The 25,579-nt window shown below is 34.3% G+C and carries 13 protein-coding genes and 1 pseudogene; 8 read left to right on the plus strand and 6 right to left on the minus strand.

Features of this window, described 5'->3' with window-relative positions:
* Positions 1-29 precede the first annotated feature (29 nt).
* The 3 genes from FHS59_RS17365 to rfbF all read left to right on the plus strand — a co-directional run bounded on the left by FHS59_RS17365 (position 30) and on the right by rfbF (position 3,391).
* The gene (locus FHS59_RS17365) at positions 30-1,412 is read left to right on the plus strand and encodes an oligosaccharide flippase family protein (RefSeq protein WP_184496637.1); all 1,383 of its coding nucleotides are present in this window, start codon (positions 30-32) and stop codon (positions 1,410-1,412) included.
* 46 nt (positions 1,413-1,458) lie between these two features.
* On the plus strand, positions 1,459-2,349 hold the full coding sequence (locus FHS59_RS17370) for a glycosyltransferase family 2 protein (RefSeq protein WP_184496638.1): 891 nt from the start codon (positions 1,459-1,461) through the stop codon (positions 2,347-2,349).
* 259 nt (positions 2,350-2,608) lie between these two features.
* Positions 2,609-3,391, plus strand: a complete 783-nt coding sequence (gene rfbF / locus FHS59_RS17375; RefSeq protein ID WP_184496639.1) for a glucose-1-phosphate cytidylyltransferase — start codon at positions 2,609-2,611, stop codon at positions 3,389-3,391.
* A 1,180-nt stretch (positions 3,392-4,571) separates the two neighbouring features.
* Here rfbF and FHS59_RS17380 read toward each other — a convergent pair.
* The gene (locus FHS59_RS17380) at positions 4,572-5,408 is read right to left on the minus strand and encodes a DUF5672 family protein (RefSeq protein ID WP_184496640.1); all 837 of its coding nucleotides are present in this window, start codon (positions 5,406-5,408) and stop codon (positions 4,572-4,574) included.
* 1,446 nt (positions 5,409-6,854) lie between these two features.
* Between FHS59_RS17380 and FHS59_RS17390 the strand changes: the two genes are divergently transcribed.
* The 5 genes from FHS59_RS17390 (at position 6,855) to FHS59_RS17410 (ending at position 12,479) form a co-directional block, all read left to right on the plus strand.
* Positions 6,855-7,958: an NAD-dependent epimerase/dehydratase family protein gene (locus FHS59_RS17390; RefSeq protein WP_184496642.1), complete on the plus strand. Its 1,104-nt coding sequence runs from the start codon at positions 6,855-6,857 to the stop codon at positions 7,956-7,958.
* Positions 7,955-9,211 carry a UDP-glucose dehydrogenase family protein gene (locus tag FHS59_RS17395; RefSeq protein WP_184496643.1) on the plus strand — a complete coding sequence of 419 codons (1,257 nt, stop codon included), beginning with the start codon at positions 7,955-7,957 and terminating at the stop codon, positions 9,209-9,211. The genes FHS59_RS17390 and FHS59_RS17395 overlap by 4 nt, the downstream gene beginning before the upstream one ends.
* Positions 9,211-9,747, plus strand: coding sequence for a dTDP-4-dehydrorhamnose 3,5-epimerase (gene rfbC, locus FHS59_RS17400; RefSeq protein WP_184496644.1), 537 nt, complete (start codon positions 9,211-9,213; stop codon positions 9,745-9,747). Before FHS59_RS17395 ends, rfbC begins: the two co-directional genes overlap by 1 nt.
* Before the next feature lie 143 nt (positions 9,748-9,890).
* Positions 9,891-11,027, plus strand: coding sequence for a CDP-glucose 4,6-dehydratase (gene rfbG, locus FHS59_RS17405; RefSeq protein WP_184496645.1), 1,137 nt, complete (start codon positions 9,891-9,893; stop codon positions 11,025-11,027).
* Positions 11,028-11,192: 165 nt separating this feature from the next.
* Positions 11,193-12,479 carry an NAD(P)H-dependent oxidoreductase gene (locus FHS59_RS17410; RefSeq protein WP_184496646.1) on the plus strand — a complete coding sequence of 429 codons (1,287 nt, stop codon included), beginning with the start codon at positions 11,193-11,195 and terminating at the stop codon, positions 12,477-12,479.
* A 29-nt stretch (positions 12,480-12,508) separates the two neighbouring features.
* On the opposite strand, the gene FHS59_RS17415 is transcribed toward FHS59_RS17410, so the two are convergent.
* The 5 genes and pseudogenes from FHS59_RS17415 to FHS59_RS17435 all read right to left on the minus strand — a co-directional run.
* On the minus strand, positions 12,509-13,816 hold the full coding sequence (locus FHS59_RS17415; protein WP_184496647.1) for an O-antigen ligase family protein: 1,308 nt from the start codon (positions 13,814-13,816) through the stop codon (positions 12,509-12,511).
* Positions 13,817-13,919: 103 nt separating this feature from the next.
* Complete coding sequence (locus FHS59_RS17420) at positions 13,920-14,888, minus strand: glycoside hydrolase family 16 protein (protein WP_246388506.1); 969 nt, start codon at positions 14,886-14,888, stop codon at positions 13,920-13,922.
* Between the two features lie 821 nt (positions 14,889-15,709).
* A complete protein-coding gene (locus FHS59_RS17425; RefSeq protein ID WP_184496648.1) occupies positions 15,710-22,654 on the minus strand; it encodes an Ig-like domain-containing protein in 6,945 nt (2,314 codons plus the stop codon).
* Positions 22,655-23,005: 351 nt separating this feature from the next.
* Positions 23,006-23,906, minus strand: a pseudogene (locus FHS59_RS17430) (IS1595 family transposase).
* Positions 23,907-24,687: 781 nt separating this feature from the next.
* On the minus strand, positions 24,688-25,579 hold an 892-nt coding region (locus FHS59_RS17435; RefSeq protein ID WP_184496649.1), incomplete at its 5' end, for a T9SS type A sorting domain-containing protein.

Below are 25,579 nucleotides of genomic sequence, written 5' to 3' on the forward strand. Positions count from 1 at the left end.
TCCCTCTTGATTATTAAGTAAGAATTATATTGAATATTTTTCCTAAGCTTCCAAATTTTGATGACCTTTTTAAAAGAGTTTCCGTTGCTTTTAAAGAGGAGGATAGGTCGTCTCTTTTAATAAAAAATGTAATAAATTCTATAGGGATAAAAGGAATTGGTATATTGATTTCTTTAATTTTAATTCCTCTATCTATTAAGTATGTTGGAGCTGTGAATTATGGTATATGGCTTACAATTAGTTCAGTAGTAGGATGGATGACTAATTTTGATCTTGGATTAGGTAATGGTTTAAGAAATAGAATTACTGAGGATTATGCTCTTAAGAAATATGATGATGGTAAAAAATATGTGAGTACAACATATGCAGTAATGTTTCTTATTTCTGCAATATTCTTTGTCTTGTTTCTATTAGTGCACACTTTTGTTGATTGGACCAATGTTTTTAATACACCATCTGAATTAGCCGCTAAAGTAGATTTAATTGTAATTTTAGTATTAATTTCTTTTTGTTCTCAATTTGTATTTCAAATTATCTCTGTTGTTTTGACGGCAGTTCACCTTTCTTATAAGGCTAATGTAATTACATCAATTTCTCTAGTGATTTCTTTGATAGGAGTTCTTTGTTTGACATATTTCACAGAAGAAAATCTTATTTATTTGGTTTTAGTTTTAGCATTTTCAATTGTTATTTCTCTAATTCTCTATTCTATTTATTTTTACTCCAATGAACTTAAAGTATTTAAACCCGAATTTAGAAAAATTGATTTTGGAAAGACCAAGAGTCTTTTTGGGGTTGGATGGCTTTTTTTTCTGATTCAGTTAGGTAATTTGGTTCTATATCAAACAAGTAATTTGATAATAGCTAATGTTTTGAGTTTAGAAGATGTTTCTGTATTTAACGTGGTCTATAAGTATTTTTCAGCTCTGTTTATGATAATCTCTGTCATTTTAAATCCATATTGGAGTGCATTTTCTGATGCTTATGTTTTGCAGGATTTTGCCTGGATAAAGAAGAGTCTAGTAAAACTCCGTAAAATATTTTTTGCATTTTTCGTGCTCAATGCAATATGTGTGTTAATATCTCCTTTTGTATTTAAAGTTTGGCTTGGAGATTCTCTATTAATACCATTTGCAGTTTCTTGGTCTTTAGGGGTTTATTTCATTGCGTTTTTTTGGTATAATCTTCATGCTACTTTTATTTTTGGCGTAGGTAAACTTTATATTCAGGTATTTTCTGTTATTATTTCGGCTGGAGTGAACATACCTTTATCGATTTTTTTAGGTAGAATTTATGGATTGCCAGGAGTTATATTTTCAAATATTATCGTGTTTTCTTTCCTTGGATTAGTTACTTACATGCAGGTTCAGAAAATAGTGAATAGGAAAGCAATTGGTTTTTGGAATAAATGAGAGACATTATTAATAAGTTTATTTTGGATTTGAAAAGTATTTTATCATGAAGATTGCAGTTTTACTTACTTGTTTTAATAGAAGAGAGAAAACCCTTAAATGTTTGCAAAATTTATTTTCTCAGAATTCATTGGACAAGTATGAATTACATGTTTTTTTGACTGATGATAATTCCAAGGATGGAACAGGTCAGGCTGTAAAAGAAAAGTACCCAGATGTAAATATATTAAAAGGGAATGGTAAATTATTTTGGGCAGGAGGGATGCGGAATTCCTGGAGGGCAGCTCTTAATTCCAAAATTGAATTCGATTATTTTTTTCTATTGAACGATGACACAATTATCTTTTCTGACACTTTAGAAAAATTGATTGAGAGTAACCAATCCATGAGACATAAGAAGAATGTTTCCAATATTACAATTGGTACAACGACTGATTTTAATAAGGGGAAATTTACATATGGTGGTTTTAGACTTTTCTCACCTCATAAAATCAAACATATTTTGGTTAATAGTGCCACTCAAGAGCTAGAGTGTGATTTTGGCTGTGCAAACATAATGCTTGTTCCAAGAGAAATTACAGAATCAATAGGCATACTTGGTGACAAATTCGTTCATGGCATAGCGGATTTTGATTATACTCTTAGAGCAAAAAAAGCTAACTTCGATGTTTGGGTGGCTCCAGGAGTTTTGGGAAATTGTGAATATGACCAAGTTAGAAGCTGGAAATCTATGGATACAAAACTTTCGGAGAGGATTGAATTTTTGTACAGCCCGAAAGGTTTGGAGTATAAGGAATATATGTATTTTTTAAAAACACATTTTCCTAGGGAAATTCCAGCCATGTTTCTTAAATTTTGGGTTAAAACTTTATTTCCTGTGATTTATGATAAATTTAAAGTTGAAAGGAGGGAGGTCCAAATTGAGCAAGAAGCTTGATTAAATTTTAAGTATTTTTCATAATTAAGGATACAAATGATTTAAATAATGACAGTTTAAATTTAAATTATCTTTATTCGACTAATGACATAAACTAATATCTTAAAAAGTGGTATAATTTTCAATGGGTAATCAATCTCAAAACATAAATTAGAAAAAATTTTTTTTTGAAATAATCCTAAAATTGATTTTTTATCATTTTTAAATACATTAAATTGTATTACGTGTATTCTTTAACCTAAACTTTATAATAAACTATATGAAAGCAGTTATTTTAGCAGGAGGATTTGGGACCCGAATAAGTGAAGAAAGCGGAGTTAGGCCAAAACCAATGGTAGAAATAGGAGGAAAGCCAATACTTTGGCACATAATGAAAATTTATTCTACTCATGGAATAAACGATTTTGTTATTTGCTGCGGTTACAAGGGGCACATGATTAAAGAATATTTTTCTAATTATTTTTTACATATGTCTGATATAACTTTTGATCTTAGAAATAATTCTATGGAAGTTCATCATCAAAATTCTGAGCCTTGGAAAGTAACTTTAGTAGACACGGGAGAGAATGTGATGACAGGTGGAAGAATAAAAAGAGTTTCTGAGTATATCAAAAATGAACCATTTTGTCTTACCTATGGTGATGGAGTAAGCAATATTGATATTAAGGAATCAATAGCTTTTCATAAATCTGAAAATGTGCTTGTAACTCTTACTGCAGTAAAACAACCAGGTAGATTTGGTGCGTTTACTCTGGATGATGAAGAAGCTAAAATTAATAGTTTTAGAGAAAAGCCTACAGGGGATGGAAGAGTCAATGCTTGGATAAATGGGGGGTTCTTTATTTTAGAGCCGGCAGCTTTGGATTTCATTTCAGATGATAGTACAGTTTGGGAAAAAGAACCTTTAGAGGAACTGGCTAAAAACAACCAACTTTCGGCCTATAGACATACTGGATTTTGGCAACCAATGGATACACTTCGAGATAAGCATCTTCTCGAAGACCTTTGGGATTCAGGAAATGCTCCTTGGAAAATTTGGTAAACAAATTAATTTCTAACAATTTGATATGCAGTAATGCAGCTGCAAGTTTTTTTCTCCAGCTTGAAAAAGAAAGACCATCTTTTATAAAATCAATGCCCTTTCCAGGTTGATTGTCATTTTCTTGCACACAAGAAGGTTAGATTAAATGCTTGTTTTATTAATTTATTATATACTCGTTCAAGTATATTATGTTTTGGTATTAGGTATATAAAAGGTGTCTCCTTCAATATTTTTGTTATTAAAGAAGAAAGGTTATTTTATTAACCCTTCTTCTTTTGCTTTTATAAGCAAAAAATAATCAAAGAAATTTCCAAATTCTATTAATCTACTAGATGCAATAGACCTGACAAAGAATTGTCAATAAGTGCCGTTCATATGAGACTGAGTTTTGATGGATTAACGGACTTCACTCATTTTTTAAATTGCCATCAGTAATGCCTAAAAACAAAAAGTATTTCCCTTAAATAGCAATATGATATTTGATAAAGAAAGCCATTTCAAAAAGATTTTATAGGCCTAAAAAATATCAAACTTTCTTATCGGCATTATGTGCTCTCAAAAATGTTTTTCTTACTGCCACACTTTTTTGATTTTTTGGAAGGATCTTTTCGAATTTTGACCCAAAAAAGCCTAGCTGGTAGAATTACCTTCAATTTTATTATTCAATTTTCGCAGGAGTTTTTACAATTTCCTTAATTTTTTTTTTTGAAGTGATTATTAAGATATATATCCGATTTCTTACCAGTAGCCAAAGAAAAATGGGATTGTAGTATATTTCAACCTGCTGTGGACAGTTGACTGTCGTCTGTGAACGATTTTCCGTAACGTTCTAAACTTATTCTTTAACTCCTGACTCCATTGCGGAAAATGACAATAAAAAAAATCCTGGTATTTTCTTTTTTAGAGAGCATTTCCTTGATTTTAGATTATATAAGTTTTAATCATTAATGCTCACCTCTTTCAACTGTTATTTTTTTAAAGTGGATTTAGACACATTTGTTTAGCAATAAATAAATCTCAAAAGTTATCATTGAAAATTTAGAAAAATCTCAAAAGGAATACCTCAGATATACCTTAGGTTTTATGTTGAAATCTGAGGAAATGATAAATTGAATCAGGCTCTTAGATGTGCTAAATATTATAACGTTATAGCTTACCTAAAATGAAGGGAATATTCATTTCAAACAATATTTAGGCTATCTCCACTTTCATTGAAAATGAAGTTTTTCCAAAAATTTGGCTCATACTTCTCCCAAGCGTGGCAGCCAAAAGGTAAAACTTTTCCATTCAGCTCATATAAATAGTTGCAATTTGTTTCCATTGCAAATTTTGAAGCTTCAAGGGGAGAAGGAGTTCTTATTAGATTTAAATCTTTGGAAAAGAATAATCCAATCATTAGATCATCCTTTGGAACATTTAATAATTTAATGTAGGGAATATGAAATTTATATCCGGTACATGAACTTATAAACTTTTGTAAAATCAATCGAACTTTATCCTTTTTTTCAAAAATCCCTTTATTTTTGATTATACTCTTGTATGTTACTTTTTTCTCCCAATTTTCCAATACTTCCAATATCCTAATAGGAGATCTAAGGGAGAATCCCCCATTTCCAACGCCAATTAATTTATTTGTTGTTGTTCTTTCAAAATCTTCAAAAAATGGAGAGCCTATGAAATCATAATTTTGTGAGACCCAATGATTAAATTCATCTCTAAAAACATAACAATCTAATTGATAAAGAAGAATGAAGTCGTACTCTTTGTAAAAGTTGTAAAAATCTTCTGAAAGGAGAAACTTGCTATAATTATCCGCACCTTTCAAACAATGGCTTGGAACTAAATGGGTCTTGGCCTCAGGAACGTATTTAAAATAAATGTTCAGATCCACATTATCGGGTCCAAAAAGAATTAAATCATGGTTGCCCAAAATGCTGACACATCTCTTCAATGATAAGATTTCATTAGCACTTAAATTGTCTTTATAAAAGCTAATTAATACTCCTAGTTTTTTCATGTTGCTAAATTAAAATAAAAGTCTGTTTGAAGGTTTTAAAATCACAAGTATACCGCCATTAAATTATTAATCGTTTTCTAAGGGTATAGAATTTTTTGAAAAATGAATCAATTGATTCCTACATCTCCTAAGCTGGTCCTTTCAGCTTCCTCACAGATTAATGAACCTACATGCTCCATTTCAGGTATCAGGAAAAATAAATAGGGTTTTGATTTTTCTCTGCCCCAATTTGAACAGAAAACCAAGGCCTTCATGAATCGTCTTACCTCAATGAATTCAGAAAATAGGAGGAATTTTATTCCGGATAAATCTAAAAACAACATCTTAAAAGTTTGATTACGAATATTCGAAATGAATATAGGATTATCCGCAATTTTGTCAAAGAAGAATGCTCTCTAAAACCATCCTGTCAAACAATTATTACCTCAAAAATTTCCTGTTGAACAAGATTAGAATTCCTGAAGGTAGTTTTGAAAAAACTTTTTTGTTCTCTCTCCTTATTTTCTCAGTTCTCTTTTTAGTAATTTAATTCCATATGAATTCAATTAAGGTTTAATTTTCCTAATTCAGTGGATGGAAACCCGGCTTTATAGACTCTTTTGAAATCCAAGAGGATCAGATAGGATCTTCCATTGATATGGACCGAATCAACTCTGTTAATCTGCCCATTGTTTGGTATTTCAATGAGGCTCTAGGTTTTTAATTTTTTTCATGGTTCAATATCTACAGTTCATTTTTCATTTCATTTAGGAATTCATTTCGTAAATGTCCTTTCAGCCATCAGGGCTCAATGTAACCCGCTCTTTCCTACTTGGTTTTGCTAAAGTAGTCTGCATAATACAATTCCTAAACTATTCTTTAAATTTAAGAATTTTGAGGAAATATTGATTTAGTTCAATAAAATTTTTCAAAAAAAAATAATGCAGTTCAAATACTATAATATGACGCTTATAAAATATTTCCCGGTAAGCAGAATTTTGATTGATCCGCATTAACTTGCGACGAACCTTAGCCAATATATGAAACAAATTGACTTCAAATCTTATTTTTTGACTACTGAAAAAAAATGATCGACGGAAAACTGGAAATTCCTTTTTTGACCATTGATGGAATCCCATTGAAATACTTAGTGCGAATTTAAGCAAAAGGCCCTAGCGAGGCTGAAATTCTATCTTTTTTGGAGCATAGATTTTTTTTGAAACAGTCTGAAGATTAAAAATGCAGTTTCTTGCTAATTTGAAAAAAATAATTTTAAATTTATCCATTAAGAATTAGGAACTACACTTTTAACTTTTAGTAAATTAGTCTATGCGAGAATTTTTTTATCATTTCTTATAAAGCCCTGTTTTTGTGAATAAATCATCCAAGAAGGTTAATCGACGCATTTCCTCAACGAAAACCTATGCTTGAAATTAATAAACCTAATATTTAAACTAAATCAATTATATGTCATTAAGTATCGAATCAAACCCAATTTTAGTAGAAGATTTAGAATACATTTATAAGAAGCTTTCTGATGCGGAAAAGAAGAAATTTCAGGGTTCGACAGTTTTAATTACTGGATGTGCAGGCTTTTTAGGGTACTATTTTATGCATTTTTTGAATACCTATTCTGAAAAACTTGGAATCCGAAAAATCATTGGTCTTGATAATTTTCTCACGGGATCTAAAGATTGGTTGGTCAAAATGTCTGAAAATAATCCTAAGGTTGATTTACATACATTTAATATCATTTCTGATGATCCGTCTTTGATACCTGAATTAGCAGAGGCTGATTTAATCATCCATGGTGCATCTATTGCCTCTCCAACTTTCTATAGGATTTATCCTGTGGAAACTATTGATGCAAATATTACAGGCCTCAGGCGTTTATTGGATTTTTACGTTCCAAAAAACATCAAGGGGTTTTTGTTTTTCTCCAGTAGTGAAATTTATGGTGATCCGTTTCCTGAATTTATTCCAACTCCTGAAACTTACCGGGGGAATGTAGCTACGATGGGACCAAGGGCTTGCTATGATGAGGCAAAGAGATTCGGAGAAACACTTTGTTATGTTTTCAATGAAAAATTTAAGATGCCAATTTCAATAGCCAGGCCTTTTAATAACTATGGTCCTGGAATGAATATTCATGACAAAAGACTTCCTGCAGATTTTGCTAAATGTATCCATGAAGGTAGAAATTTAGTTATGTTTTCTGACGGAAAACCCACCCGAACTTTCTGTTATATTTCTGATGCAATCACTGGATATTTAAAAGTCTTATGCCATGGTAAATTAGATGTATTTAATATTGGAATTGATAATCCGGAAATTTCTGTTCGTGAATTTGCTGAACTTTTTATTTCCAATGCAAAGGAAGTATATGGTTATTATGGGGAAGCAATATTTCAAACTTCGGATGATCGTGAATATTTGACTGACAATCCTAATAGACGATGTCCTGATGTAAGTAAAGCCAGAGAGATATTGAATTATAGTCCTGAGATTCTTGTCCAGGATGGTGTAAAACGCTTTTTAACATTTTTAAAAATTAATGAAGGAAAATTATGAATATAACAGTTCTGGGACTTGGATTTGTTGGGTTGACTACAAGTCTTGGTTTTGCCAAAAAAGGTTTTAAAACATACGGTTTTGATATCAATGAATCTAGATTAAAAAGTTTAAAAAAGCATCATGTTCCTTTTTTTGAACCACATCTCAAGGAAATTTTAATCGAAACTATAGGCAATTCTTTTTTGCTTGATGTGCCTTTTGAAGATGCTATAAAAAATAGTGACGCAATCTTTTTGTGTGTAGGAACACCTGAAAAGAGGGATGGAAGCGCAGATTTAACCTATCTTTTCAACGGGATAGAGCAAATATTAAGTGTTCCGACGGAAAAATTTCAAGTATTGATTACAAAAAGTACTGTCCCTCCATCGACCTTATCTAAAGAAGTTATTCCTTTTGTCAATCAGATACTTGCGGAAAATTCAAATCGCAAGATAGGGTTTGCATCAAATCCAGAATTTTTGAGAGAAGGGTATTGTTGGGAGGATTTTATCAGGCCTGACAGAGTTGTGATTGGTGTGGAAGATGAAAAGTCAAAAGAAATACTTGATATTGTTTATAAGCCCTTTGGGGCACCGATTCATTACGTAAATTACAATACGGCTGAATTCATCAAATACCTTTCTAACACATTGCTTTCTACCATGATCAGTTATGCAAATGAAATGTCTATGATAGCAGGTGCAATAGGAGATATTGAAACAAAGAGGGCTTTTCAGATTCTCCATGAAGATAAGAGATGGTATGGTGATCCTGCAGGTATAAGAAGTTACGTATATCCAGGTTGTGGTTATGGTGGATATTGTCTTCCGAAGGATACAGCGGCCCTGGTCAGCATGGCAGAGAAAAATGGATATTCACCATCCATGCTAAAGGCCAATCTTGAGGTAAACAAAGGGATTAAACCATTTTTGGTAGAGCAGGTGGTCGCAGAAGTGGAGCCAAATGCAAGTTTGGGAATCCTCGGTCTGTCCTTTAAGCCAAATTCAGATGATGTCAGAATTACTCCACCGAAGGAAATTATTGAGCAGCTGTTGGAAAAAGGGTATAGCAATATTTATGCGTATGATCCAATTTCAAATGAAGAATTTAAAACTCATTATCCAGATTTACCCATCACCTATATGGATACATTGGATCAACTCTATGAAAAGGCAGAATGCATGGTTTTGTTAACAGGTTGGGATGAATTCAAAGAAAAGAAGGGTCTGCTGCAACAAAAGAAAGTATTTGATTTTAGGTATACACTATAATGGAGCTAATAGAAACAAATCTAAAAGGCTGTTTTGTAATACAACCCAAAACGTTTTCAGATTCAAGAGGAGCCCTGACGAAAGTATTTCATAGTCCTACATTTAAGGAATTGGGGCTACGCGTGGATTTTCAAGAGGAATATTATTCAGTTTCTTCCAAGGGGGTAGTAAGAGGTTTGCATTTTCAAGTTCCCCCTGATGACCATGTCAAATGTGTTTCTTGCTTGAATGGAAGCATTTTCGATGTGGTAGTGGACATCAGAACGTCCTCCCCTACATTCGGTCAACACTATAGCACCGTATTAGATCATAGGAATCCTACACTTCTTTATATTCCACCTGGAATGGCCCATGGGTTTTTATCCTTAGAAGAAGGTAGTATTTTTCTGAATAGGACCACCACAGTTTTTAGCCCATCATGTGATAGTGGTATAAGATGGGATTCTTGCGGTATAGATTGGCCAGAGATGGAATATATAGTTTCAGAAAAAGACCAAAAAATGCCGGCATTGGAGGATTATAATTCACCGTTTTGAATAAAGACATATTGAAATAATTTCCTATATTGAAAATTGAAGCCTATATCCATTTTTTTTGTCATTAAAAGTCTTTTTACTCGATTTGACATTTTTTTGGTATTCGATCATCGCTTTATTATTTGACAAAAAAAGATAACGGTATGGCACAATTAAATACGAAGTTTGAGATATTTTCAGGAAAGAGCGTTCTAATAACTGGACATACTGGTTTTAAAGGTTCTTGGTTATCATTATGGCTAAATCAGTTAGGTGCGAAGGTTTACGGAATTTCAAGAGACATTCCTACACAACCTGCAATGTTTGAAGTATTAGAATTAGAAAAGGAATTGGAGCACATTTTATTGGACGTTAAGGATTTATCCTCTTTAAAATCAGAAATTAAAAGAATTTGCCCTGACTTTATATTTCACATGGCAGCACAAGCTATCGTCTCTTCTTCCTATTCTGATCCATTGGAAACTTTTCAAACCAATGCTATCGGAACTGGGAATGTATTGGAAGCCATCCGCAGTTTGGAGAATAAATGCATTGCCATTTTTATTACCTCAGACAAATGCTACGAAAATGTTGAATGGGTTTGGGGGTATAAGGAAACAGATATGCTTGGAGGCAAGGATATCTACAGTGCTTCCAAAGCAGCTGTAGAAATTATCGTTAATTCTTATTACCACTCTTTTATCAAGCACTTACCTAATATTAAAATGGCCTCAGTAAGAGCTGGAAATGTAATAGGAGGAGGTGATTGGGCACCGGATAGGATTGTACCTGATTGTATGAGATCATGGAGTCAAACTGAAAAAGTAGAACTAAGAAACCCCGGGGCAATTCGTCCTTGGCAACATGTACTGGAACCGTTGAGTGGCTATTTGAATGTAGCAGCAGAGTTGTGGAATGGCGGGGAATTTAATGGAGAGAGTTATAATTTTGGTCCTCCCACTGAAAACAGTATCACGGTAATGGAACTTCTTGGAAGATTAAACAAAAGTTGGGGCTTTGAAAATATAAACGATGCCTTTTTTGAGACAGGCGAATTTAAGTTTTCTGAGGCTGGACTGCTTAAGCTAAATTGCGATAAAGCTATGTTTGATTTAAAATGGCAACCTACTCTTAATTTAGAAGAATTGATTGATTTTACTGGTGACTGGTATTATATATTTTATAATAAAACAGAAGATATTATAAGATTTACCAAGCAACAAATTTCGGATTATGAAAAGATTGCATCTGATAAGAAAATCAAATGGTCAATTTCAGATGAATTTTCACTGTCTGATTAACGATTGTGTTCGCGAAATAAAAACTAATAATTTCATATTGAAATTATTAGTTTAAAATTGCTTAAAACCAATTCACTGATTTTTTTTTGTAAACTGCCTTTAATATTTACTTAGTAAATATTTCAGATAACCTGAATTTTATAAAAAGATTAAAAACAGAAAAAAATGATACTAGTAGATACCGCCCTGAAAAAAAGGGAACTAGATAAAAATCCGATAAAGGTTGGTATGATTGGGTCGGGAGAGATGGCAAAAGGTATGATTAATCAAATCATGCATTATACCCCTGGAATGACTGTATCGGCCACTTATAATCGTACACCTGAAAGAGCAGTTAATGTTTATAAAGCATTAAATATTCATAATTATCTAGTCACAGAAGATTTGGCGAAGGCTAATCAAGCTATATCTAATGGAATATCTGTGATAACAGGAGACATGAGTCTTTTTTTGAGTCTAGGTGATGTAGAAGTTGTTGTAGAATCCACTGGAGCCATTGAATTTGGAGCAGATACTATTCTCAAAGCTTTCGAAAAAGGTAAACATGTTTTATCATTTAACGCAGAACTAGATTCCACTTTAGGCCCTATACTTTATCATAAGGCAAAACAATTCGGGGTTAAATATGCACTTGGAGATGGGGATCAACCTGGAGTTACAATGAATCTTTATCGGTATGTAAAGGGAATGGGCTTTGAGCCCTTGGTCTGTGGAAATGTAAAGGGTATGCTAGATTATTACAGAACCCCAGCAACCCAAAAAGCTTTTGCAGATTCATGGGGTATGGAACCTGAAATGGCCACAAATTTTGCTGATGGAACAAAAGTAGCGTTTGAGCAATCCTGTATAGCTAATGCCACCGGAATGCGGGTAGCTAAAAGGGGAATGCTAGGTTATGAATCTACAGATCATGTTGATAATTTAACCAGTTTATTTGATGTAGATCAATTAAGAGAATGGGGAGGGATTGTTGAATATGTTGTAGGTGCGAAACCTTCTCCTGGAGTTTTTGTTTATGCTACTGCAAAGGATTCATATTCAATAAAGTACCTGAAATATGGAAAATTGGGTTCAGGGCCTCTCTATAGCTTTTATGTACCATATCATCTTTTGTTTTTTGATATCGCTAGTTCAATTGCAAGATTAATTGATTTTGATGATCCAGTTATTGTGCCATTAGGAGGGCCTATGGTAGACGTGGTCACCACTGCAAAATGTGATTTGAAACCTGGAGATAAATTAGATGGGGTAGGTGGATTTAAGGCATATGGCCTTTGTGAAAATCATAATCAGGCTATGTTAGAAAACCTTCTGCCAATGGGATTATCAGATGGTTGTGTCGTGAAAAAAAATATTCCAAAAGATAAGGTTCTGACTTATGATGATGTAACAGTTCCTTCAAATAGACTATGTGATAATTTAAAATTGGAGCAGGATAATTTATTTAAATAATAAATTTCAGAAACTAGATAGTAATTAATCTAGTTTCTGAGATTTATCTCTTCTTCATCATATTCATTTTCGTCTTCCAATTCTTCATCATCATCTTCTTCTTCAATTTCTGAAAATCTAGGTAAAAATAGAAATATCAAAGTGATTGGTAGCATTAATAATGGCTCTCCAAAATTCATGACTAACATCATGATAATTAAATAAGTTGAATACTCTAGTTTATAATAATGAATGTAAATAAAATTACCGACTCGATATAGTAAAAATATTAACCCAACTAGTCCGAATTTGGCAATAAAATCTATTATACCATTTGAAATGTTGAATTCTTTAATTTGAACACCATATATACTACTTTTTACATTTGGGTAAGCATTGCTTACACCAAAGATTAGTTGGTGTTTAAAATTTCTATATAAAAAAAGTCCACTTGCAAACCTATTCAACTTAACTTCTCCTTCATTTTCTGTGTAATATTCTAAAGCATTTATGATTGTCTCATGATCATCAAGAGCTTCTACATCATCATAATAAGTATTAATTATTTTATCCCTAAGAAATGGGAGCGAGAAGAATAAAATTATTCCCAATGAAATGCCAAATATCATCTTTATATCAATAGTACCACCATTTACTCGATAATATAGTAACATCAAAACTCCAAAAGCTAAATATGCAGTTGTAGAAATAGTGGTGAAAATCGAGATGGTTAAAATTATCGCGTTTCTATCAAACTTAAAGCTATTGTTCATAAAATGAAACAATAATCCAATAGTTAAAAAACAGCCGTAAGCACCTGGTTCCCAGACAAATCCAGAGTTTCTTATAGAGTGAAGCTTGTCATAGGTGAATATTAAGAAGTTTGCATAAGTTTCGCTATTTCCTGGAAATGGATATAAATTATGAAATATTGTACCTATACGAAATAGAATTTCTCCGCCTCCAATAAGTTGGAATATATAAAGTACTAATGAAATTTGAGCTAGTTTTATTATTACTTCAGATATAAGGATTGTTGCGTTTCTTTTAAGAACAATACAAAATATAAAAACTAAAAGTATATATTTTAGAAGAAAAAATATGTCACTCACTAAAAAACTAATATCGAGTTTGTTAAAGAGTGTATTCCTGAAAATAATATAAAGTATATATATTAATGTAAAGCCTACAAAAACATACAGATCAGATGCATAAATTCTTCTTTTATATAGGCCATATGAAAGACAGGAAATAGAAAAGAAAAGCCAAAAAATATCATAATAGGTCAAAAATGTTGTTTTTGCTGCTATAATCAAGAAGAATGCTGTAAAAAAATAGTCGTATTTTGTTTTTTCCATAAGTAAGCAATTACTTATTATGTCTTAATATTGGTAAAAATCGGTATATTTTATCTTCCTATACCCAAAAATCATTCATATTTTTTTTATTTATTAAAGATACTTATTGTTTCTGAAATACTCTTATGTAATCAATTACCATTTCTTGTGGGAAAACCGTCGTGTCATCAGGATTACCAGGGAATTGTCCTCCTACTGCTAAATTTACTATTAAATGAAAGGGTTTCGAAAAGGTCTCTTGCATTGAAGAATCTATTGTTTTTTCAAAATAAACTTTGTCATCAATTAGCCATTGTATTTTACCTTGTTCTTTAATTAATGAAAAAACATGAAACTTATCATTTAATTTTTCATCTTTCAAAGAAGTGAAACCACTATCATCTTTAATTTCATTTGGAAGACCCCAGATAATTTTTCCAACAATTGTATTATCTCTACCTTCTATTTCTCCCCCCCTCAATTCCATAAGACTTATGTGTCCTGGAGTTGGCCAACTAAATTCTTTTATATTATTTCCTAGAAGCCATACTGCAGCCCACAATCCCTGACCTTTGGGTAATCTTGCCCTTACATCTATTCTTCCAAAAGTAAATGAAAGGGTACCATAAGTACTAATTCTTCCGGATGTGTATTGTCCATCAAGTTCTTTTTTTGCAGTAATAACTAAATTCCCATTGCGTATTTCGATATTTTCATCAGTGTAGTTTTGGAGTTCTCCATTACCCCAACCACATGCATCTGGACATCCATTTCCTTCCGTAAAGCTCCAATTTTCATCAATATTTGTTGCATTAAATTCATCAATGAACAAAGGATTATAACCAACGTAGGTAGGTGGGCTAATACAAATTTCGCATTTTTCCTCAATTCCTTGATTTTCAAAGCATGAACTCATTGTAAAGAGAATTAATGGAAAAAACAGGATCTGTAAATAAGCTCTTGATCTTCTTTTGATTAAGCCTAAATTTATATTTATTTTGTTTTGCATATTTCGATTTTCTTTCAGTAAATATGAAAATTCGTATTTTATATTATAAATTATGTTGATTGAAGAAAGATTTTGAACTTTCATCAAGATTTAATCTCGAAATTTAACCATTAGAAACTATTTTCAAACTTTTTTAAGAAAAAATTGCTTTTTTAATCGTGAACTAGGTTTTTATTTAAATTTTAATCGATTGGGTATCTCATTTGTATTATTTTTATCCTAATTATTAAGGGTTATTTGTTGAATTATATTTAAAAATATTAATTAATATTGGGATTAATGTGTTGATTTATAGCTAAATATATTATTCTAATAGGGTTTAGAATTTTCTAAATTTTAGGTTTTTATCTTCTAATACTTAATCTGTCCTTATGATTTTAGTTAATATGTTTATCCATTTTATTTTTATTTTAAACTTCCTTATTGTAAGAAATTATTCGTTTAGCAAATAGATTCTATATTCTTTGTTAAAGAAACATGGAGTTGAAAAAAGAAAATTGATTCTTAGTTTTGATTATTCCATTACTTACCTAAGAAAAAATTTGATTTTAGTTTAATACAATGTATAATTTTTAACTATAAGAATACAATTTGGATTATATCTTAAGTGAATATGATTATCCGGAATGGAGACAAAAGTTAAAGGATGAGTTAAAAAAGTAGCGGATAATTTCCGCCAATGACAGTCAAATATCCACTGCAAGTTGAAATATACTTTAAACCCTTTTCCTTTGGCTACTGGTAAGGAAGCGGATACACATATATACTAACATTGTATTATTTTTTAAGCGGGGTTAAATTGGATTTTCAATAAATATCTCTTTTTAATTTTCAGAGAATTAATAAAAAAATAAGAACACCTCCGGTTGAAGATGTTCTTATTTAATTACAATATTATTATCAAACTATTTTTTGATGATGAACTTTTTGCTGGAAATATTATTTCCATTTGCAATAACCTGTAAAACATAAACACCATTAATCAAGTTTGAAACATCAATTGTAACTTTAGAATTTTCTGCTTGAGCGTTGAAAGTTTTTTGAACAATTCCATTCATTGAAATAACCCTAAATTCAAAATCGTAAACCCCATCCAAATTAGTAAATATTACATTTAAGAACTCTGTAGTTGGATTTGGTCCAATTACATATTCTAATCTTACACTATTAATATCTTTTCGTGCACTAAGGATAGTTGGTTCAGAAGTAACAGACATTCCATTTTTTGCTATTGCTTTGGCAACTAATTGATGATCGCCCTCTGGGATATTATGCCAGGTAAAATTAAATGGATAGGTATTTGAATTTCCCAATTTTTCCCCATCTAATAAATATTCTACGAATTCAACTTTTTCATCAAATTCCAGGATTTCAACTTTAAGGTCTATATTTTCCCCAGTTTTGATTTCTTTCAAATTGTTTGAGGAAATTAATTTTACAACTGCCTGATTTCTTTTCAAGACCTTTATTGGTACAACGCTAGAAATTAATTTACTTCCGTCCATAAAGATCAGTTGAGCGGATAAATTATGGTCACCTTGAGGACTATTATTCCAAAAATAATCATAAGGTGCAGAAGTTGAGCTTCCCATTCTAATATTGCCTCTGTAGAAGTCGACTCTCATAATTGGTTTGCTATTCTCTGGTATTTCAACTTTTATGTTGATAAGTTCACCAGCATTGAAAACAGCATCTTTTATTGGATCAGATATCCTAAATACTGACTCGCTTTTTTCTTTTACTAAGATAGATATGGATTCTGAAATTTTATATCTATTATGATCATCACCTATAGCTTTTGCAGTAATGGTGTGTTGACCCAGAGTTGGTGTTAGCCAAGTGAAAGAGAATGGGCTAGTATTAGATGAGCCTATTAGTTGGTTTCCACTGTAATATTCAACAAGTTTCACCGATTCGTCAGATCCTTCAAACATTACCATTATTTCAATTTCAGTTCCTTCTTCGAATTCTTGATTTTGTACAGGAGTAATTATTATGATTTCAGGAATAATTACCTCTTTCACATTAATCGTGATAGCACTAGATGTAGTAGACATTCCTTTGTTGTCAGTTGCCTTAGCAGTCAGAGAGAAGCTTCCAGCTGGAAGGTTCGACCAATCGAAACTGTACGGAGCTGAGGTATCTGTACCCAACAGGGTGCTTCCGTTGTAGAATTCCACTTTGGCAATAGTCCCGTCCGCATCAGTTGCATTAGCGGTTATAGTAATATTATCACCTTGATTCAACTGTGCGTTTGTACTTGGAGCAGTGATGCTGACAACCGGAGCCACATTTGCTTTTTCAACGACATTGATATTTACTGCCCCGGAAACTGTAACAGACCCTTTGTTATCAGTCGCCTTAGCAGTCAGAGAGAAGCTTCCAGCTGGAAGGTTCGACCAGACGAAGCTGTAAGGAGCGGAGGTGTCGGATCCTAATAGGGTGTTTCCCTTATAGAATTCCACTTTGGCAATAGTCCCGTCCGCATCAGTTGCATTAGCGGTTATAGTAATATTATCCCCTTGAGTCAACTGTGCGTTTGTACTTGGAGCAGTGATGCTGACAAGCGGAGCCACATTTGCTTTTTCAACTACATTGATATTTACTGCCCCGGAAACTGTAACAGACCCTTTGTTGTCAGTTGCCTTAGCAGTCAGAGAGAAGCTTCCAGCTGGAAGGTTCGACCAGACGAAGCTGTAAGGAGCGGAGGTGTCGGTTCCTAATAGGGTGTTTCCCTTATAGAATTCCACTTTGGCAATAGTCCCGTCCGCATCAGTTGCATTAGCGGTTATAGTAATATTATCCCCTTGAGTCAACTGTGCGTTTGTACTTGGAGCAGTGATGCTGACAAGCGGAGCAATATTTCCTTTTTCATTGACATTTATATTTACTGCCCCGGAAACGGTAACGGATCCTTTGTTGTCGGTTGCCTTAGCTGTCAATGAGAAGCTTCCTACTGGAAGATTCGACCAGACGAAGCTGTAAGGAGCGGAGGTGTCGGTTCCTAATAGGGTGTTTCCCTTATAGAATTCCACTTTGGCAATAGTCCCGTCCGCATCAGTTGCATTAGCGGTGATAGTGATATTATCCCCTTGAGTCAATTGAGCGTTTGTACTTGGAGCAGTGATGCTGACAAGCGGAGCCACATTTGCTTTTTCAACGACATTGATATTTACTGCCTCAGAAACGGTAACGGTTCCCTTGTTGTCAGTTGCCTTAGCGGTCAATGAGATGCTACCTACCGGTAGATTAGCCCATGTGAAGCTGTAAGGAGCAGAGCTATCAGTACCCAACAGGGTGTTTCCGTTGTAGAAATCCACCTTAGTAATAGTACCGTCTGCATCAGTTGCATTAGCGGTGATAGTGATATTATCCCCTTGAGTCAACTGTGCGTTTGAGCCCGGAGAGGTAATGTTGACTGTTGGTCCTATGTTTTGTACCGAGAATCTTAAAGAATTAAGATTTCCAAAATATCCATTTTGGCCGTTACTGTCTAGGACGAAACGTAGAACATGCTTTCCGGCAGGTAGTTTAATACCTGACTTATTAACGGAACCCCAAGTGTCCCATCCACCGGTAGCAGGTACATTAAGAGGACCGGTTACATCTATTCCATCGCATTCGATATGAAAAGTTCCTCCGGCCTCAGGAGCTGCCACCCGTGCATCTAAGTCATATGCTCCTTCGGTTGTTACATTAACTGTGTATTCAAGCCATTCGGTAAGATTCATCCATCCTACGGTAAAACCTCCTTCAGCGGCAGCATGGATGTCTACATCATCAGACCGATAATCTGTCCCTGTGTTACCAGTGTCAACATCAGAATATGTAATTCCTTGTCCACCCACATCATAATTTTCTGCTTCTACTGTTCCAGGGATTACGGCAATTATGCCGTTATATGGAGAACGGGTTACATTCTCAACTACATTGATGATTATTGCACCAGAAACGGCAACTGATCCTTTGTTGTCAGTTGCCTTAGCTGTCAATGTGAGGCTTCCAGCTGGAAGGTTCGACCAATCGAAGCTGTAAGGAGCGGAGGTGTCGGTTCCCAATAGGTTGTTTCCGTTGTAGAATTCCACCTTGGCAATAGTTCCGTCCGAATCGGTAGCGTTTGCAGTGATGGTGATTTTATCACCTTGAGTCAACTGTGCATTTGTGCTTGGAGCAGTGATGTTGACTATAGGAGCTGTATTCCCTTTTTCATTGACATTCATATTTACTGTCTCAGATACGGTATTGGATCCTTTGTTATCAGTTGCCTTAACAGTCAGGGAGAAGCTTCCTACCGGAAGATTCGACCAGACGAAGCTGTAAGGAGCGGAGGTGTCGGTTCCCAATAGGTTGTTTCCGTTGTAGAATTCCACCTTGGCAATAGTTCCGTCCGAATCGGTAGCGTTTGCCGTGATGGTGATATTATCACCTTGGGTCAACTGTGCATTTGTACTTGGAGCAGTGATGCTGACAAGCGGAGCCACATTTGCTTTTTGAACGACATTGATATTTACTGCCCCGGAAACAGAAACAGATCCTTCGTTGTCAGTAGCCTTAGCAGTCAATGAGATGCTACCTACCGGTAGATTTGCCCAGGCGAAGCTGTATGGGGAAGTGGTATCAGTTCCCAGAAGGGTAGTCCCGTTGTAGAATTCCACTTTGGCAATAGTTCCGTCCGAATCGGTAGCGTTTGCAGTGATGGTGATATTGTCCCCTTGAGTCAACTGGGCGTTTGTACTTGGAGCAGTGATTGTTACTTTGGGTTCAATATTAGATAATATGAACTTCATTGAATTGAGATTTCCAAAGTAACCATTTGGACCATTGCTGTCTAGGACGAAACGTAGAACATGCTTTCCTGCAGGTAGATTAATATCTGACTTAGTAATAGAACTCCAAGAGTCCCATCCACCGGTAGCAGGTACTTTAAGAGGACCGGTTACATCTATTCCGTCGAATTCGATATGAAATATTCCACCTTCCTCAAGAGCTGCCACTCGCGCATCTAAGTCATATGATCCTTCGGTTGTTACATTAACTGTGTATTCAAGCCATTCGGTTAGATTCATCCATCCTACGGTAAAACCTCCTTCAGCAGCTGGATGGATGTCTACATCATCAGTTCGGTAAACTATCCCTGTATTTCCAGAGTCGACATCAGAATAAGTAATTCCTTGTCCACCGACATCATAATTTTCTGCTTCCACTATTCCAGGGATTACTGCAATAATACCGTTGAAAGGAGAACGGGTTACATTCTCAACTACGTTGATGGTTATTGCATCAGAAACAGAAACTGTTCCTTTGTTATCAGTTGCCTTAGCGGTCAAGGAGAAGCTTCCAGATGGAAGGTTCGACCAATCGAAGCTGTAAGGGGAAGTGGTATCAGTTCCCAGAAGGGTAGTCCCGTTGTAGAAATCCACTTTGGCAAGGGTTCCGTCCGAATCGGTAGCGTTTGCAGTGATCGTAATGTTGTCACCTTTGGTTAACTGGGTGTTTGAACTTGTAATATTGATATTGACTACCGGAGCTTTATTCCCATTTTCAATGATATTGATAGTTCTTGGTTCTGAAACAGTAACGGATCCTTTATTATCAGTTGCCTTTGCTGTTAAAGAGAAAGTACCAACAGGAAGATTTGACCAGGCTATGCTGTAAGGAGAAGAAGAATCCGTTCCCAACAAAGTGTTTCCGTTGTAGAAATCAACTTTTGAGATGGTTCCATCGGAGTCAGTCGCATCAGCTGTTATGGAGATATTGTCTCCCTGATTAAACTGTGCATTTGCTGATGGAGCAGTGATGCTTACAGTAGGAGCTTTGTTTTCAGCGGGTGTTCCCGCTTCAGTTTTCAATAATAGTACCGAGGAATAGGCAGGTACTGAAACGCTTCCTGAAAGAATTTTTCCTCTTAAATCCACATAAGTTCCAGATAAAGGAATTGATTTTGCACTGTTTGAATAATTATAATCGAAGAGGATGAAATCGTCAATTCCCAATTTGTTCGAATCAAATGCAGCGGTGCTTTTGGTAGAGTTGATATCCAGTCCATAACTGTCTTTCCATACATGCAGGTCAATCAACCCATTTTTCCCTGGAGTCTGGAGGTTGAAAGCATTGTTGTCGTTGACAGGTCTCGAGTACACATTGTTGTCGAAATCTCCCATTTGACCTAAGGTATTTACTTTGGATCTGACATACATATGAAGTTGGTTTGAGGCTTTATTCAAAAACTCATTGTTCTTCATGGTGATGTTTCGGGTCAGATTGTCCGTGTAATCACTGGTGATGAAAATAGAATATCCAGTATTGAATATTTTATTGTTGGTGATGGAGACGTTTCTGCAATTGTTGACAAAAATCCCTTTGCTTTTCACATTTCCAATAGTGTTTCCATCAATTTCAATCCCGTTGGCAAAGAGGTCAAGGTAAATCCCTTCCACATAGGGAAAGTCATTTGCACCATATGGTTTTGTTCCTGCCACCGCACCTATTCCGTTGACGATGATGTTGTTGGTGATTTTCCGGTTGATAAATGTGGTGTTTCTAGGCCCCGTAAAGGTATAGATCCCGCCACCGTCATCCTTGACAAAGCAGAAGGTATCAATAAAATTGTTTTTGACGGTGATGTTGTTTCCGTCAAAATAAATCGCATTGTAACCATTCTCCAAAAAGGTGCTGTACTCAACCAATACATCCGAGGATGTTTCACTCATAAAAATTCCATTTCCCTGACTATCTGCGCTCTGACCCATTCCGGCTATAGCATGGATTTTGCTAAAGGTGCTATTTCTCACTACCGCCCCCCTGTCACCCCATCCTAGGTTAATTCCGCCGTTTAGGGCATTTTCAATTAGGGAATTGGAAACGTTCAAGTTTATGGAGAAGAGTGTATTGATTGCATTTTTTCCTACATATTCCAGCTGGGAGTTTTCGATGGTAAAGTTGGTTGATTTATCGAGATTGATTAGATTTTCGTTGGATCCCTGAATAGTGAGGTTATTGAATCTGATATGGCTGGCACTGTTTAGGGTGTTGATTACCCGATCCACGGTGGCTGCTTTGATGCTTGCTAAGGCTGGGTTTCCCAGATAATAAATAGACAGTTTCTTGGTTGCCTTGTTATAATACCACTCCCCGTGCTTGTCCAGAGTAGCGGGATGGTTTTGGATGAAGAATCCAAATCCGATAGTCGGGCTGTATGAACTTCCGGCAGGGTTGTAGTTAACACTGGATCCACTTTGCCAGTTTATATAGTGCCTGTCAATGATCCAATTGTTTTTTCGGATAACAATTTCTCCCCCCGACATGCTGGCCGGAGCTTGCATTCCGCTGCTCCCGATGGTTCCCCCGCTGAAGGAGTCGATAGTGAGGTATCCTCCGTTGTTTGCATTATCGTTTGGGTATCTTCCCATTGCTTGGAGAACATCGTCAACTAGAACAGTATTTAAAGAATTATTTATTTCAGGAATTTGCGCCTCATATATATTTCCTCCTAAAGAAACCCAGTTTGTAATTTCTTTAAATCCAGTCAATATAGGTTTTTCACCAGATCCATAACTTCCAAATGTAATGGGGGCACCTGATGTTCCGGATTTATTAATATTAATAGATCCATGAAAAGTATCACCACTCTTAAACAAAATTTTATCTCCTGGCTGAAGATTACTGAATATAGAGTTCAGTTTTTGAATACTCTTCCATGGTGTATTTTCATTCTGAGCTTGAATATTACTTCGTGCATCATCACCAATAGAAGAAGAGAAATAATAGGTAGTTGCATTAGAGAAAGAACATACCATTAACATTAAGGCAAAGATTATCATCCTACCCAAATAGGTAAATAATTTATCCATAGATTTGGAATTATTAAAACAGCTTTTCGTGGGTGATAAACTGCTTTATGTTTTTTTAAATTATATTTTATGAAATACAAATCACAATAATTGTATTTCTATAAAACTGTTTTATTTGTTCTAATATTTATTATTGTTTTTAAAAGAAAAAATATTTTTTGTAGATATTTATTTTTTAAAGAATAGACTTTATATAATTAAATATTTATTTCAAAGATACTTTTGATTTTAAATAAGAAAATTTGATTTTCAAAAATTGAAAAGTGTATTTATGAGGGTTTATTACCTGATAATTTATTTTTAAAAAAAAAATAAAAATAATCAGTGTTATTTTAGATTTTTTGATTTTTCTCAATCATTCCAGTATGGGTAGATCGAAGCAATGATGAGTCTGTCAATGATTTTTTGACTGAAGTATCTGCGGTAGAGCTAGTAACTAAATTAATCTAGTTAGTTCTGCATCATTAGTTCGCTAATCCTAGTATATGTCTGGAGGTGTTTCTTTAAGAAACTAATTGCAATGTGGACCCATTTGAAATTAAAATTGCTTCTTTAGTTCCTAAGATTTCCTTGGCTTAAACATCAATATAATCACTGAGGTCTGAGAAGGTGTTTAAGTACAGCGTTTAGATCATTGTATTTTTTGATTAAATGCTGCATTGTTTTCACCATCAAATTCTTTATCTTCTTCATTTTAAAGGATCTAAAGCTCTTAGAGGCTTTGCCCAACTCAGGATTTTCTAAGGGGGTGGATTCAGCCATGATAGCCGCTTTTGAATGTTATTGATTGCCTCTTTCCCGTTTGAGATTGCTCCCAACTTTTTCCTTAGTGGCTTTGCCAACGAATGACTCATCGTATTCCACAATTTCCACAAGACGGTTGCGGTCATCCTGTTGTCCCATAACATCAGGAGTTTGTGGTACATCTTGAAAACAGGTTCGTAGTGTTTCATTCCCAGCTGTCGTCGCTGGAGTTCTCCTCCGCTGAATACTTTCTTGGAAACGGCGATGAAAGTAATGGCAATTATCCAAGTCCTGATTGGCAGATTACTGTACTGCATTTCCGTACCGCTGCTAATACTGGTTCGGAATCCACAGGAAGCACACGGGAAGGAAAGCTAGTTTTCAACCCCAAAATGCTTGATTCCAGTACACTTCTTTCAGATTATCTCCTGCTGGATCTCTTGTCCATTGCTGAATTCAATACAGGAGGACTCGTCTGGAAACCTATAATGAAATTGATAATTTTCATGACCAAAACCATTTATTTTCCCTAATTAACATCGAGTTAAACCTTCAATAAAGCAATTGTCAATAACTATAAATAAAAGCTTATTCGGTTTGCTGATAACTTTGCAGACATACAATTTAAATTTTTATATCTCAGTATATACTTCCCTAGAAATAAGCTCCCCTAATAGAAAGCCATTTGAAATGTGAATTGGAATGATTACATATTTAAAGGTTAATATGTAAAATTAAATTTTCGCATAACTTAGATCATCACAGTGATCAACCAATAGAGTTTTGGTGAAAAGGAGTAGAAATCTGTTATTAAATAGAAGTTACACTTGTTAATTTTTATAACTTAAAAAGCATAAGGGTGGGATGGAAGCCAGAAACGGCAAAAACTGAAAGAATTTCAGGAAGGGAATTCCCGATTGAAGCGGATGTTTGCCGCTCTTAATCTGGTGTATGTGGATCTCAAAGATCCAGCGACAATATGTAAGCAGCGCTAAAATGGATACGGAAAGCGGCACAAGACTGATTGTCCTAAGCTAACCAAGTACTTTGATCTTGAACCGGTTAGAACATTCTCTTACCTTCACATATGGGGTGAAAAGTAAACTTTTGATTGGCTCAATTTTCGGGGAAACCGTCATGCTGAATCTTTAAAAATAGGTTAGAGTAAAAATTGAATGCCAATAAAATATAATTTAAAATCTTAGTTTAAGTTTATAAATTTTTTAATAGCATGTATTATATTAATTGTAATAAAAAGAGCACTCAGTTTTCCTGAGTGCTCTGTTGACTTATTTCTTTATAAACTTTTTAGAAGAGATGTAATTGCTCCTTGAAGTAACTTGTAAAATATAAACACCATTTATTAAATCGGAAACATCAATTGTAACTTTTGACTCTCCATGTTTTGCCTCATAAAGTTTATTTACAACTCCATTCATAGAAATGACTTTAAATTCAAAATCATAGATATCATCTAAATTTGTAAAGAAAATATTTAGGTAATCATGAGTAGGATTAGGACCAATTATATATTTCAATAAGGGGTCGTTTATATCCTTTGTTGAATTATTAGTTCCTCTCAACACAACTGGTTTCGAGAAATAATATTCACCATTATTATCTGTGATCTTAGCTATGAGTTCATGGTTTCCCTCTGGGATATTTTTCCAGTTAAACCTAGTTGACTCTTTTGTAAGTTCACTTATCAGTATGTTTCCATCAAATAGTTCTATTTTATTGATTATTCCATCATTACTTTTTATTTCAACATCAATATTTGCTTCATTTGAAATTTCTACTTCTTGTTGATATTCTTTAGACAAAGCAATGTTTACTTCTGGTTTCAAAGGTGCTCTGAAATGTTTGGTAAGAGTTATATCTCTGTTAGGCATTTCAATATCTATAAGAGATTGATCTCCTATTCTTACCCCATCCATAGTCCAATATTCAAAAATTGCATCATCTTCATCCTTAGCAAGAAAAATAAGTTTTTCACCAACTTCTGCTTTAGTTGAAATAGCCTCATTAGAATTTTTCCCTTTAATATTTGAGGATACATTTATTCTATATGCTTCATTTTGTAAAGTGAATCGCATTGAGTTGAGATTTCCAAAATAGCCATTTTGACCGTTGCTATCCAGAACAAAACGCAGGATATGCTTTCCTGAAGGTAGTTTTACC

The sequence above is a fragment of the Algoriphagus iocasae genome, assembly GCF_014206875.1.
GTDB classification, from domain to species: domain Bacteria; phylum Bacteroidota; class Bacteroidia; order Cytophagales; family Cyclobacteriaceae; genus Algoriphagus; species Algoriphagus iocasae.

Coding starts and splice junctions, on each gene's coding strand:
- rfbF (WP_184496639.1), top strand. CDS start 2,609: ATGAAAGCAGTTATTTTAGCAGGAGGATTTGGGACCCGAATAAGTGAA.
- FHS59_RS17395 (WP_184496643.1), top strand. CDS start 7,955: ATGAATATAACAGTTCTGGGACTTGGATTTGTTGGGTTGACTACAAGT.
- FHS59_RS17370 (WP_184496638.1), top strand. CDS start 1,459: ATGAAGATTGCAGTTTTACTTACTTGTTTTAATAGAAGAGAGAAAACC.
- rfbC (WP_184496644.1), top strand. CDS start 9,211: ATGGAGCTAATAGAAACAAATCTAAAAGGCTGTTTTGTAATACAACCC.
- FHS59_RS17380 (WP_184496640.1), bottom strand. CDS start 5,408: ATGAAAAAACTAGGAGTATTAATTAGCTTTTATAAAGACAATTTAAGT.
- rfbG (WP_184496645.1), top strand. CDS start 9,891: ATGGCACAATTAAATACGAAGTTTGAGATATTTTCAGGAAAGAGCGTT.
- FHS59_RS17415 (WP_184496647.1), bottom strand. CDS start 13,816: ATGGAAAAAACAAAATACGACTATTTTTTTACAGCATTCTTCTTGATT.
- FHS59_RS17425 (WP_184496648.1), bottom strand. CDS start 22,654: ATGGATAAATTATTTACCTATTTGGGTAGGATGATAATCTTTGCCTTA.
- FHS59_RS17410 (WP_184496646.1), top strand. CDS start 11,193: ATGATACTAGTAGATACCGCCCTGAAAAAAAGGGAACTAGATAAAAAT.
- FHS59_RS17390 (WP_184496642.1), top strand. CDS start 6,855: ATGTCATTAAGTATCGAATCAAACCCAATTTTAGTAGAAGATTTAGAA.
- FHS59_RS17420 (WP_246388506.1), bottom strand. CDS start 14,888: ATGAAAGTTCAAAATCTTTCTTCAATCAACATAATTTATAATATAAAA.